Source organism: Bacillus sp. 5mfcol3.1 (assembly GCF_900114335.1).
Taxonomy (GTDB): Bacteria; Bacillota; Bacilli; order Bacillales; family Bacillaceae_G; genus Bacillus_A; species Bacillus_A thuringiensis_S.
On the sequence record NZ_FOST01000001.1, the window covers coordinates 1520767 to 1534011 of the forward strand.

Consider the following 13245-nt stretch of genomic DNA (forward strand, 5'->3'; position numbering starts at 1 on the left):
AACAGGCCCGACTGGAATAACGGGACCGCCCGGAATAACAGGAGCAACCGGAGCAACAGGCCCGACTGGAATAACGGGGCCGACTGGAGTAACAGGACCGCCCGGAGCAACGGGAGCAACCGGAATAACGGGAGCAACCGGAGTAACCGGGCTAACCGGAGCGACGGGAGCAACCGGAATAACGGGAGCAACCGGAGTAACCGGGCTAACCGGAGCAACGGGAGCAACCGGAATAACGGGAGCAACCGGAATAACGGGACCGACAGGAGTAACTGGAGCAACAGGTCCTACTGGGGGCATTGGTCCTATAACCACAACCAATTTGTTATATTACACTTTTGCAGATGGAGAGAAACTTATATATACAGATGCTGACGGGATACCTCAATATGGTACAACGAATATTTTGTCTCCTAGTGAAGTTTCTTATATTAATTTGTTTGTTAACGGAATACTGCAACCACAACCATTATATGAAGTGAGTGCTGGTAAATTAACTTTATTGGATACGCAACCACCATCGCAAGGATCTTCAATTATATTACAATTTATCATTATTAATTAAAAGGACAGTTCCTTAATGAAAAGGAATCTGTCCTTTTTGTTTTATATTTGAATAGTTAAAATTAAGTGAAGGTACATTCAATTTCTAGCTGTTATAAATGGTTGAATGATAGGAATTTTAACTTCAATCCTTTTCATAGTGTATTGGAATAAAATATAAAATGAATTTTGCAACATAGTATATGAGAGTTCTCTATAATACAAACGGCTTCATGTTTAAAAAAGAGAACACAATCTTAGTAAAGAAATAAGGTATATTTATATGAAAAAAATGGCACTGTTAATTGTTGAGTATATTCAAATTAATATGTGTATTTAAACCTAAGAGATAAACGTGGAAAAATAAAATAAACTCTTAAGTTTAGGTATTTAATCTAAGCAGTCAATTATTAAAAACATATAATTAATATGTGAGTCATGAACATAATTAAATAGCGTTTGCAAGTTTAATTATATTTCATGTTTCCTATTTTAAGTCAATATATAACACATACTCTTTTACAACTTTATGATCCTTATAATAGGAAAAACTCAAATATAAAACAAGTAAGGAGGACATAAATGACAAGTAATAATTGTTTCGGTCATAACCACTGCAATAATCCGATTGTTTTCACTCCAGATTGCTGTAACAATCCACAAACAGTTCCAATTACTAGTGAGCAATTAGGTAGATTAATTACTTTACTAAACTCTTTAATTTCGGCTATTGCAGCGTTTTTTGCAAATCCAAGTGATGCAAACAGATTAGCTTTACTCAATTTGTTTACTCAACTATTGAACTTACTAAATGAATTAGCACCTTCTCCAGAAGGGAATTTCTTAAAACAATTAATTCAAAGTATTATTAATTTACTACAATCTCCTAACCCAAATCTAAGTCAATTACTTTCTTTATTACAACAATTCTACAGTGCTCTTGCACCATTCTTCTTCTCTTTAATTATTGACCCTGCAAGCTTACAACTTTTATTAAACTTATTAACTCAATTAATTGGTGCTACTCCAGGAGGCGGCCCAACAGGTCCAACAGGTCCAACAGGTCCAGGAGGCGGAGCAACAGGAGCAACAGGAGCAACAGGAGCAACAGGAGCAACAGGAGCAACAGGTCCAACAGGAGCAGGAGTAACAGGATCAACTGGAGCAACAGGAGCAACAGGTCCAACGGGAGCGACAGGTCCAACAGGAGCAACAGGCCCAACAGGAGCAACAGGATCAACAGGTCCATCAGGAGTAACAGGAGCAACAGGCCTAACAGGAGCAACAGGAGCAACAGGTCCAACAGGAGCAACAGGTCCAACAGGAGCAACAGGTCCAACGGGGGCAACAGGTTTAACTGGTGCAACAGGCTTAACTGGTGCAACAGGAGCAACTGGTGGCGGAGCTATTATTCCATTTGCTTCAGGTACAACACCATCTGCGTTAGTTAACGCGTTAATAGCTAATACAGGAACTCTTCTTGGATTTGGATTTAGTCAGCCTGGTGTAGCTTTAACTGGTGGAACAAGTATCACATTAGCATTAGGTGTAGGTGATTATGCATTTGTAGCACCACGCGCAGGGGTTATTACGTCATTAGCTGGTTTCTTTAGTGCAACAGCTGCTTTAGCTCCATTATCACCTGTTCAAGTGCAAATACAAATATTAACTGCACCTGCAGCAAGCAATACGTTTACAGTACAAGGCGCACCTCTTTTATTAACACCAGCATTTGCCGCAATAGCGATTGGTTCTACAGCATCAGGAATCATTGCTGAAGCTATTCCAGTAGCGGCTGGAGATAAAATACTACTGTATGTTTCATTAACAGCAGCAAGTCCAATAGCTGCAGTTGCTGGATTTGTAAGTGCAGGTATTAATATCGTTTAATTTGTTACAATGTTTAGTAGGAAATTAAACAGGGGTTTGTATATAGTCCTTCCTAATAAATTTAGGAAGGACTATATTTTTTGAGGAAATAAGTAATAAATCAATTGAACAATTACTCTTTATTAAGTTCGTATAAAAAAGTATAATTTACCCTTTCTCATTTAAGGCATAAGTTATGTAACTTTAAAAATTTCCGATCAGCAAAAAAAGATGAATTCTTTTAAAAAAGAATTCATCCATAAAATAAACTATTTATTTTTATTACAGTTACATCCTTTTTTCTTTACATAGCCTTGCTCGGCTAAGTCTCTTTGCGATTGGGAATTGGAAGATTGAGAATTGGAAGATTGAGAGGATGCTGAAGAGCTACTATTTTTATTATAAGAGTAGTTTTTTCGATAGTTATAATTACTCATAGTACTATCACCTCCAATTTAATATATAAATATTATATGTATGTACACTATCAATTGTTACTATTATTAATAGGAAGAGAACGTACAATAAAAAAATCTCCTCGGTATTTTCCTAGGAGATAAATGATGATTCTTTTAAAAATTTACAAATTAATAGCCCCAGTAAAGAGGAAAGTAATAAGAATCTTGGGGATACGGATTATGTTGTTGAGGGAGGGGTTGGGTTGGGTAATTTTTCATTCCACGGTTTTGATTGCAGTTTGCCGGAGGGCCAATAACAGTAGTTGATTGAATAGGAGAAACCGCTTGTTTCCATTGTTGTTCATTGAGGCAGTAAGTATGGGCCATCATATGAGCAGGAGTTAATCTTAAAATATCAGAACCGAAAATAACTTCTGGCGCTGGGGCATTGAAAATAGCTAATAAATGAGTATTATCAGCTGTAGCAATTTCATAATGCCACCACGCTTGTGGAATGTTGGCAACTTGCCCCGGTTTTATCGGTAAGTTTAATATTTGATTCGTAAATGGATTAAGTAAAGAAACAACAGCAGACCCTGAAATACAATAAACAAGTTCAGCTGCATTTTGATGAATATGTGGTTCTACAACATTTCCTGTACTTAAATAAATATCTAATAAAGAAGTATTTTCTAAAGTGTTTAATTGTTTAATACCAAGTACATTTATATAATTTTGGGCATCTTTCCGAAAAAAATTACTTTTATTTACATCATAAGTAAAATTGGTTGAGGGGGAGGTATAGTCGATGTTGGCAGTCAATTGTATTACCCGCCTTTCTATAGGTAAGTTAGGTTACAAAATTAGGATATGTGTCTAGTCTTTGTTTTGTGCTGTTGTCGGTAGCTTAATAAATTCACTTATTCCATAAAGAATAAAGTATAAAGATTAAACTATATTCGTATTCCCATTCATACTTTGGATTGATGGAAAAAAGTAATGAAAATGTTAATTTAAAAGTACATCAATCATTTATAAGGAGTGAATGTTCATGTCATTTAGTGAAATGATTAGAAATGAAGTACTCAGCTGGGCGGGTGTTTCTGAAAAACCGCATCGATTTGGTGGTATTGAAATAAATTATGGTAAGAAAGAACTTGGCCATCTTCATGGTGATAAATTAGCTGATTTACCATTTCCGAAGTTAAAGCGAGATGAATTAGTGAAGCAAGGATTGGTAAAACCACATCACGTATTACCTGAATCAGGATGGATCAGTTATTATATAAAGAGTGAAGAGGATATTCCATTTGCAATTGAGTTATTTCGTATGCAATATGACCGAATTAAAAAGTAATGAAATAAAGTAGGGTAATAAAAATTTATTTTCATGTCACATCCCTCCTTAATCGTTCGTCTTGTATGTAGAACGATAAGGAGGGATTTTATTATGAATACATTTGATGTAGCAATTGTTGGCGGTGGGCTTGCTGGATTAACAGCATCTATATATTTAGCGAAAGCTGGAAAGAAAGTGATTGTATTAGAAAAATCCAGTCAATTCGGTGGCCGAGGGATGACTATAAATAAAAATGGAATCTGCATGAATCTTGGTGCACATGCTTTATATAGAGGCGGGGCAGCGTTTATAACTTTTAATGAGCTCGGTTTGAATCTTCCAGGTGGAATACCATCTACAAAAGCACATGGAATATGGAAAGGGGATATATTCACCATCCCAACAGATTTTCGCTCAATTTTATCAACACCACTACTTTCGTGGTCTGCAAAAGTACAATTCTCACGTCTTATGATTCGTTTAGGAAATTTAGATGTAGGAGAAGTTCCGAAAATGAGTCTAACTACATGGGCAGAAAATGAAATAAAAGATCCAATGGTTCGTAATATATTTTATGCGCTATGCCGGACAACAACATATACGTTTGCTCCTACAATACAATTAGCATCATCTGTACTAAAGCAAATACAGCTTTCTATAAAAGAAGGAGTGCTTTATGTAGATGGTGGTTGGGAGACGATAATAACAAAATTAAGAGATTTAGCGAATGATGTCGGGGTAAAATTTTTGGCTAAAAAGCATGTTTTGGAAATAGAGCATTATGAAGATAAACAAAGAATACATTGTGTTGATGATGAGGTTTTTGCAGTAGATACAGTCATCGTGACGACTCCGCCAAAAGAGGCTTGTAAAATAATAAAAGGTGCAGAAGGAACAAATTTGCATAGATGGAATGAACAATCGGTACCGGTTACTGTTGCTGCATTAGATATTGGCTTGAGACAATTACCCAATCCTACACATCAATTTGTATTAGGATTAGATCAACCTATATTTTTCACAAATCAATCGAGAGCAGCTAAATTAAGTGAAGATGGATCAATTGCAGTGAGTCTAATTAAGTACCATAATCCTATGCTAGAGATGAATCATATTCATGAAGATAAAGAACAGTTGGAAAGTACGATGGAGTTGTTACATCCAAATTGGAAAAGAGAAGTTGTTGCACAGCAATATTTACCGAAAATAACAGTAGTACATGATTTTCCTCATATTGACCGTGTTGAAAAGCCGGGTCCTAATATACCTGAAATGCCAGGTGTTTATGTTGCAGGAGATTGGGCAGGGCATGATGAAATATTAGCTGATGCTGCGGTAGCAAGCGGGAAACGAGCAGCGTTACACATTTTAAAGCAATATGAAAGTGAGGCAGTTCATCATGGAAACGGAGCAGTTATATGAAGCGTATCAACCATTATTATTTTCGTTAGCATACAGAATCCTTGGGAGTGTTATGGATGCTGAGGATATCGTTCAGGATGTATTTATCTCGCTAAATAATATAGAAGATCCTCAATCTATAGAAAATATGAAAGCATATTTATGTAAGATGGCGACAAATCGTTCAATTGATAAATTACGATCGGCAGCGCATAAACGTAACGTGTATGTAGGGATGTGGTTACCAGAGCCACTTGTAGACGAGAGTGATGAGCCATCAAAGTCATTTATAATGAAAGAATCCCTTTCCACCGCATATTTATTACTTTTACAACAACTATCTGAGGTAGAAAGGATTGTTTTCATATTAAGAGAGGTTTTCAGTTATGAATACGAAGAAATAGCTTCAATTGTTGATAAGAGTAGTGTGAACTGCAGGAAGATCTTTCAACGTGCAAGAAAAAGCATTTTGGAGAAACCGAAGCAATCAAAATTAAGCACGGAGAAAATGGCTTCTTATGTTGAAAAGTTTGTATCATCATTACAGTGTGGGGATGCGGAAGGTATGTTAGAAGTATTAAAAACAGATGCTATACTCAAAGCTGATGGTGGTGGTAAAGTTACGACTGCGATTAATCCGATTTATTCTGCGGATCGAATTATACGTTTGTTCTTTGGGATTGCACAACGATTGACAGAAGAGTACACTGTTGATTTCAAAATGGTAAATGGTATACCAGGAGTTATAGTTACAATAAATAATAAAGTAACGTATGTTCTTTCGTTTGCATTTGAGGATGAGAAAATTTCAAATATTTATATGATGGTTAATCCTGAAAAACTTATGCATTTAAATGTAAAAATATAAAAAAGCGCATTTCTTCAGAAATGCGTTTTTTATTATTTTTCTAACATTTCAAGAGGTACATCTTTTTCGCCCGCTACCTCAAATTTAATTTCCCCGTCTTCTTCATAAATACGTGTAATAATCGGTATAGTAATCATTAATTTTTTATGCTGCTTTCGTTTTCGAGCAGCATCTAAGCTAATCACGTTCATTTGTAAGCATCCTTTCTTCTGGAAATATATAAACAAAGAAAATGCGTCCGAAAAGGGCGCTTAATTGAATTTGAAATACCGATTCATTTAAATGGGGTTTATATAATTTAATAACTGCAATTTTAATATGAAATAATATGAATGGAATAATTGCACGTAGAAATTAACTTTACCAAAAAACGAAACAATATGCTATAAAAAATTATAAATCTTTGTCATATAACAGGAAAAAGGTTTTTGTTTCGCATATAATAAAAAGTAGACGGGCAGCAAGAGCTTTTTCATCATATTGCTTGGAAAGGCGATGAAAAGAATGGATACAGTAGATTCATTATTATTGCAACTTGAACAATATGGAGAAGAGCATGATCGAAATAAAAAAACAAGGGAAGAAAAATTACGGAATGTTTCTCGTGAGATGGGGCAATTTTTATCAATTTTAGTAAAAGGGTGTAATGCAAAAAATATCTTGGAAATTGGAACTTCTAATGGTTATTCTACATTGTGGTTAGCTAATGCGGTAGAAGAAACAAATGGAAATGTAACAACTGTAGAGCTTTCTTCAGAACGAGTTGGAGAGGCACTTGTCAATTTTGAAAAGGCAAACCTGTTACAAAGAATCGATATTCATAATCAAGAAGCCGGGGCATTTTTAGATTCGCAATTAGATCATTCATTTGATTTTATTTTCCTAGATTCAGAGCGCACGCAATACATGTGGTGGTTTGAGCATATAAAACGTATGTTACAACCAAAAGGTTTTCTTGTTGTTGATAATGCAACTTCTCATGCGAGTGAATTAGATGAGTTTATAAAAATGATTGAAGAAGATGATACGTTTGAAACGGTGTTATTAGCGTTTCAAAAGGGAGCATTTGTAGCTCGCAAAAATAAATAGAAGTGAGTGTAATAGAATTATCACATTGAAAACAGGTGAATGTCAAAAGATTGAGTGTAGCACGATTGAAAGAACGTAAATTATTTAGGAAATATATGAAGAATCCGCCTTCAGCATGTTGTTCTCTAGGTCTTAAGTCTGAGGAAAATTATGTTGATTACAGGTATACTTATAGTAAGAAACAGGGAATGACTGCATAAACAGGCATTTCTAAAAAAGTCGATTTCAAGCAGTCAGAATGTATATGAAATACGATATAATTGATGAAATATAGTGCATATAAATTCGCACATATAAATAAAGGAGCGATTTTGTTGACTGAACTCGAGAAAAAAGAACCTGTATCCATTGTGAAAGATAATAATGTAGAAGTAGTAGTTGATACAGTTATAAAAGATGCAGAATTAGAGGAACTAAATAAAGAAGCGGATCTTTATGTACAAAAGTTAAATAGCGAGCAAAATACAGATTTATCAAAAGTATTGTCTCAGCTAGGAGATTTAGGGGATAAAGAGCAACAAGCAGCAGGACAAACGTTATCAGCTTTAAAACGCCCTGTAACAGCGATGATGAATGGGAAAAATGAAGAAATTCCAAATACATTGTTAGAATTACGAAAAGTGGTATCAGAGCTTGATCCCAATTCACTTAAAGCAAGTGGTATGAAGAAAATAATGTTTAAAGTATTCAAGAAAAATCCACTTGAAACATACGTGCATAAATACCAATCTATAGATAAACAAATCGAGGAAATTATTAGATCCCTTCTAATTGGTCGTGATAACTTACAAGAGGATACAGTTGGTCTTGAAATGTTAAAAGAACAATCGCACGATAAAATTCATGCTCTTGATAAACAAGTATACTTAGGGAAAAAGCTTGCTGGCATGCTTGAAGCTGAGAAACAAAACCCAGAGCGTCAAAGGGATATTCCGTTAATTAACGATGCATTAGAAAAGATACTTGTACGTACACGTAATATGCAGCAAGCGAAAAGTGTATTATTACAATCTATAGCTTCTGTAGACATCATTAAGAAAAATAACGAAAAATTAACAGAGGCAATACGTAATGCGATTACGATGACGCAAAACGTTGTAACAGTTTCAGCTGCTATTCAGCTTGCATTAACGAATCAACGGAAAACAATTGATGCAGTAAATGCGACGAATGAAGCAATTGAATCGATGGTATTAAGTAATTCTCAAGCGTTAAAACAAAATACAGAAGAAACGACGAAATTGCTTGAAAACCCTGCTATTAGCATGGATAAATTACGTGAATCATTCCAAAATGTGTTCGCTGCAATTGAAGCATCTGAAAAATCTTCAGAACGTATTATTGAGTCAAGTAAGAAGTTCGTTATTGAACTAGACACATTTAATGATGAGATGAAGCAGAAACTCATTCAGCGTCCAAGGAAATAACTGATTATTAGAGGAGGTGAACAAATGAGTTTCATTCAAACAGTACTATTACTACTCGGTACATTGCTTTTAATAGCATTTACTGTCGTTGTTTTAGTCGTATACTTCGGGCGGAAACTGTATTTTTCATGGACGAAGCCATATAAAAGAGCGCAAGATTCTCTAGATAAGATATCAAACAAATCAATACCGTTTCTACAAGAATTTACACAACATCCACTGTTTTATCGCTGGATTCGCACCGAAGGAAAGAAAGAACAAAATACATTAAATACTCTATTTTGTACATCAGGTCAACGTACGAGAGAGCAAGTCTTCTCGATGTTACCGAAAGAAAAGCAGAAAAAAGTGCATGTAATGGCAAAAACTACGAAAAAGCTTACGAATGAAGATATTGATGTGGCTGCGATGAAAGTGAAAGATTTCTTAAGACAAGAAACGCAGCAAACTGTAAAACCGACAGACTTATCATTTTACAAATTGTATTTTTATGACCGTTATCCAGACGCATTAAATGCAATTCAAGCGTATAAACGCTCAATAAATCCTTCATTACAAAGAACGGTTGATGATATTACAATTTCAGTATTAAATGCACTTCCGTACTATCAAGAGCAACGCATGTTTGAACAACAACATAAACTTGAAACATTCTTAATGAAAGATTTAACGGCCATGTTATCGTTGGTAGTACAATTACCACCTTCACAAAGACCAGAGAAGGAAGAAGAACTGAAGATCTACTTGGAAAATTTCAAAAAAGAAATGGAAGTAGTAGAGCGAGATATTCGCGACTCGATTGATCACGATTTAAATGTGAAGATGAGAGCAGCGACTGAGAAGTTTAAGAATAAATAACAAAAAGCGCCTTAAAAGCTAAATATCACAGCTTTAAGGCGCTTTTTTTATGAGGTTTTATTTTGCTCTAACGGTAGTATGACTAGAAGCCACACTTTCATTATGCAATCGATCAACTGCAGTTACGACATACGTATACGTTTCTCCAGAAATAGCGGTTTTATCTACATAAATTTCTCCAAGTTTTGTTTTTCTTACAGTAGTAAGTAAATTTTTTGGGTTTTGTATATCCACTTCATTTTTCCCATTCGCGCGGTAAATAGCGTAATAAGCAGAATCATTATCTCTATTGTCAATGATGCCAATTGCAATACCTTCATTTCTTGGAATAGCACCTTTTAAAGTCGGTTGTTTTGGTGGATTATGATCAATCCAAGGCATAGGCGGGATTAATGCAGGGTGTTTATATATGTCTTTTGAGAGTCTATCTTTAACTCCAAGTGGATTGTTATTAATATCTTTTAAGCTAAAATGCATACTACCTTTGATTTCAGGATATAGCCGGTTTAATGCAATTTGTCTTGGATATTCTTCTGGATCAGACCAAGCAGGGACGGAGTTATTATTAATTTTATAGGCCGCTTGACCAATGTATAGGTGAATCGGTTTGTTATTTGTTTCTTTAACCCACCAATCTACTAATATGTCATATGAAGCTGGCGTGAAACCTATATTCCAATATATTTGCGGTGTAATGTAGTCAATATATCCTTTTTGTATCCACTCACGTGTGTCAGCATAAAGGTCATCATAGTTTCTTTGGCCTGCGGTTGTGTTAGAGCCAGTCGGATCGTCAGCTATATTTCTCCATACGCCGAACGGACTAATGCCAAACTTTACATATGATTTTTCTTGTTTTATAGCATTATTTAAATCTTTTACAAGTTCATTTACATTGTTACGTCGCCAATCTTCTATATTTGTAAATCTACCGTTATTATATGTTTCGTACGTTTTCTGATCTGGAAATTCTTCACCGGCTACTTTATATGGATAAAAATAATCATCCATATGCAGCGCATCAATATCGTAATTTTGTACGATTTCTAAAGCACCTTCTGTTATAAATTTTTTCACTTCTGGAATACCGGGATTGTAATATAACTTTCCGCCATAAGGGACAACCCAATTGGGATGTTGCCTTGCAGGGTGATAGTTTGATAATCGATTTATATCGGTGTGATTCATCGTTATTCGGTATGGATTAATCCAAGCGTGGAATTCTATATTTCTTTTATGAGCTTCTTCAATCATAAATGCGAGCGGGTCATAACCAGGATCTTTTCCTTGTGTACCCGTAATGTATTCAGACCAAGGACCGTAATTTGAAGGATAGAAAGCATCAGCGGTTGGTTTAATTTGTACAACAACTGTATTCATACCAGTGCTTTTTACATTGTCTAATAACCTTATAAATTCTTGCTTCTGTTTTTCAATAGGTAAGCCAGTTTTTGATGGCCAATCAATATTCAGAACTGATGCGATCCATACAGCACGTAATTCATGTTTTTTGTACGTAGTATTTACTTCAGCATAAGTAGAGTGAGGGGGAATGAAAGAGAAAGGGATGAACAAGATAACGATACAACATATCATTAATAAACGTTTAACGATCATTTATACGCCTCCCTATCATATGATTATTTAAAATAATATCTGAGGCAAGGTTGACCTTGCAATAGAGAAAATTGCATATTGAAACATTAATTTAATAGGAAAAATATTTTTAATGAAATTTACTTTCATTATAACTAAATTCATTTACTACTTCATATGCTTGTTAGTAAAGTGAAACTTCCTTTCATTTGAAGGGTAATAAATTATAAGTATAGGAGGATTAATAAATGAAGGTTTTGTTCGTCTGTTCTGGAGGAATGTCCAGTGCAATTGTTGTAAACGCTTTAAAAAAAGAAGCGGAGAAAAATGGTGTGAACATGGAAGTGCATGCAATTGGAACGAATGAGGTAGAGGAAGAAGTAAAGAATGGCTGGGATGTCGTAATGGTGGCACCTCAAATAAGACACCGATTTGATTCTGTAAAAAAATTTGCAGAGGAGGAATCTATTCCGTGTGGCATCATTCCACCGCAAGCATACACGCCACTTGGAGGCCCGACTTTATTAAAAACTGTAAATGAATTAATCAGTTAGGGGGAAGCGTTATGAATAAGTTTGTCACGTTTCTTGATAAAAACTTATCTGGCCCGATGGCAAGGCTTTCTGAGCAGAGGCATCTACAAGCAATCCGTGATGGAGTTATTTCGGCGTTACCATTTATTATAGTAGGAAGCTTCTTTTTAATAGTAGCATTTCCACCACTGCCGAAAGATAGTTTCATATCGGTTTGGGCATTAAAGAATCAAACAAGTATATTGATACCATATCGTTTAACTATGTTTATTATGTCCTTATATATAGCATTTGGAATAGGATATAATTTAGCGAAAAGTTATAAATTAGATGCTTTATCAGGAGCACAGCTTGCGGTATGTTCACTACTTTTAACATTAACGCCTGAGTTAATTGATAAAAAAGGGTTCATGCTTCCGATGACAAATCTCGGAGGTCATGGATTATTTGTGACGATGATTGTTTCTATTTTATCCGTAGAGATTTTAAGATTTTGTAAGAAGAAAAATGTAATGATTAAAATGCCAGAACAAGTACCGCCATCTGTGTCGCGTTCGTTTGAAGCACTTATACCTGCTGCATTCGTTATTATTATAATGAGTCTAGTAACTGTCGTTTTTAGCATTGATTTACACCATGTTGTTGATAAATTAGCAGCACCATTAGTAAAAGCTGGGGATAGTTACTTCGGTGTAATGATTCCAGTGTTTTTAATTACGTTTTTTTGGTCATTCGGAATCCATGGTGTGTCGGTTGTTGGAACTGTTGCTCGGCCATTATGGGAAGTATACCTAGGGAAAAATGGTGAAGCAGTTGCTAGTGGAGCAGATCAGTTGCCATTTATTTCACCAGAGCCGTTATATCAATGGTTTATATGGATTGGCGGTTCTGGTGCGACGTTAGGGCTTGTATTAGCTATGATTATATTTGGTCGATCGAAATATTCGAAAGCATTATCAAGAACTTGTATTGTTCCGGGTATTTTTAATATTAATGAACCAGTCATATTCGGATTACCGATTGTACTAAATCCAATTTTAATTATCCCATTTATCATTACACCACTTGTAACAGCAACTGTTGCATATTCAGCAACTGCGATGGGATTTGTAACACCAACGCATATTATGCCGCCATGGACATTACCTGCTCCAATTGGTGCATATTTAGCAACAGGTGGAGATTGGCGTGCGATTGTATTAGTTTTTATAAATATAGCAATATCGTTCCTTATTTATTTACCATTCTTTAAAATGTACGACAAAAATATGCTTGAAATTGAAACGAATGGTGACGGGGAATCTGTTAATCCTTAATCTGCACG

General features: G+C 35.3%; 13 protein-coding genes. 10 read left to right on the forward strand and 3 right to left on the reverse strand.

Annotated features, from left to right (window positions below; genetic code table 11):
* On the forward strand, positions 1-565 hold a 565-nt coding region (locus BM089_RS07935; RefSeq protein WP_090976730.1), incomplete at its 5' end, for a DUF4183 domain-containing protein.
* A gap of 560 nt (positions 566-1125) precedes the next feature.
* Positions 1126-2433, forward strand: a complete 1308-nt coding sequence (locus BM089_RS07940) for an exosporium glycoprotein BclB-related protein (RefSeq protein WP_090976554.1) — start codon at positions 1126-1128, stop codon at positions 2431-2433.
* 566 nt (positions 2434-2999) lie between these two features.
* Here the strand turns inward: BM089_RS07940 and BM089_RS07945 are convergent.
* A complete protein-coding gene (locus tag BM089_RS07945) occupies positions 3000-3632 on the reverse strand; it encodes a cupin domain-containing protein (protein WP_000126322.1) in 633 nt (210 codons plus the stop codon).
* Positions 3633-3861: 229 nt separating this feature from the next.
* Between BM089_RS07945 and BM089_RS07950 the strand changes: the two genes are divergently transcribed.
* From BM089_RS07950 to BM089_RS07960, 3 genes are all read left to right on the forward strand, one after another.
* On the forward strand, positions 3862-4167 hold the full coding sequence (locus BM089_RS07950) for a luciferase domain-containing protein (protein WP_000010317.1): 306 nt from the start codon (positions 3862-3864) through the stop codon (positions 4165-4167).
* Positions 4168-4260: 93 nt separating this feature from the next.
* Positions 4261-5571, forward strand: a complete 1311-nt coding sequence (locus tag BM089_RS07955) for a phytoene desaturase family protein (protein ID WP_090976556.1) — start codon at positions 4261-4263, stop codon at positions 5569-5571.
* Positions 5549-6418 (forward strand): sigma-70 family RNA polymerase sigma factor, encoded by an 870-nt coding sequence (locus tag BM089_RS07960; RefSeq protein WP_000447145.1) that lies wholly within the window; start codon positions 5549-5551, stop codon positions 6416-6418. The genes BM089_RS07955 and BM089_RS07960 overlap by 23 nt, the downstream gene beginning before the upstream one ends.
* Positions 6419-6450: 32 nt before the next feature.
* Here BM089_RS07960 and BM089_RS31010 read toward each other — a convergent pair whose 3' ends face one another.
* Entirely contained in the window at positions 6451-6609 is a 159-nt protein-coding gene (locus BM089_RS31010) for a hypothetical protein (RefSeq protein WP_001100984.1), read from the reverse strand.
* 304 nt (positions 6610-6913) lie between these two features.
* On the opposite strand from BM089_RS31010, the gene BM089_RS07970 reads away from it, so the two are divergent.
* From BM089_RS07970 to BM089_RS07980, 3 genes are all read left to right on the forward strand, one after another.
* Positions 6914-7507 carry an O-methyltransferase gene (locus tag BM089_RS07970; protein WP_002094007.1) on the forward strand — a complete coding sequence of 198 codons (594 nt, stop codon included), beginning with the start codon at positions 6914-6916 and terminating at the stop codon, positions 7505-7507.
* Between the two features lie 314 nt (positions 7508-7821).
* Positions 7822-8934: a toxic anion resistance protein gene (locus tag BM089_RS07975; protein ID WP_000137396.1), complete on the forward strand. Its 1113-nt coding sequence runs from the start codon at positions 7822-7824 to the stop codon at positions 8932-8934.
* Between the two features lie 24 nt (positions 8935-8958).
* Complete coding sequence (locus tag BM089_RS07980; protein ID WP_000008373.1) at positions 8959-9792, forward strand: DUF3974 domain-containing protein; 834 nt, start codon at positions 8959-8961, stop codon at positions 9790-9792.
* A 57-nt stretch (positions 9793-9849) separates the two neighbouring features.
* Here BM089_RS07980 and BM089_RS07985 read toward each other — a convergent pair whose 3' ends face one another.
* A complete protein-coding gene (locus BM089_RS07985; RefSeq protein ID WP_090976559.1) occupies positions 9850-11409 on the reverse strand; it encodes a glycoside hydrolase family 10-like protein in 1560 nt (519 codons plus the stop codon).
* A gap of 227 nt (positions 11410-11636) precedes the next feature.
* On the opposite strand from BM089_RS07985, the gene BM089_RS07990 reads away from it, so the two are divergent.
* Positions 11637-11942: a PTS sugar transporter subunit IIB gene (locus BM089_RS07990; RefSeq protein WP_000865907.1), complete on the forward strand. Its 306-nt coding sequence runs from the start codon at positions 11637-11639 to the stop codon at positions 11940-11942.
* An 11-nt stretch (positions 11943-11953) separates the two neighbouring features.
* Positions 11954-13237 (forward strand): PTS sugar transporter subunit IIC, encoded by a 1284-nt coding sequence (locus tag BM089_RS07995; RefSeq protein ID WP_090976561.1) that lies wholly within the window; start codon positions 11954-11956, stop codon positions 13235-13237.
* Positions 13238-13245 lie beyond the last annotated feature (8 nt).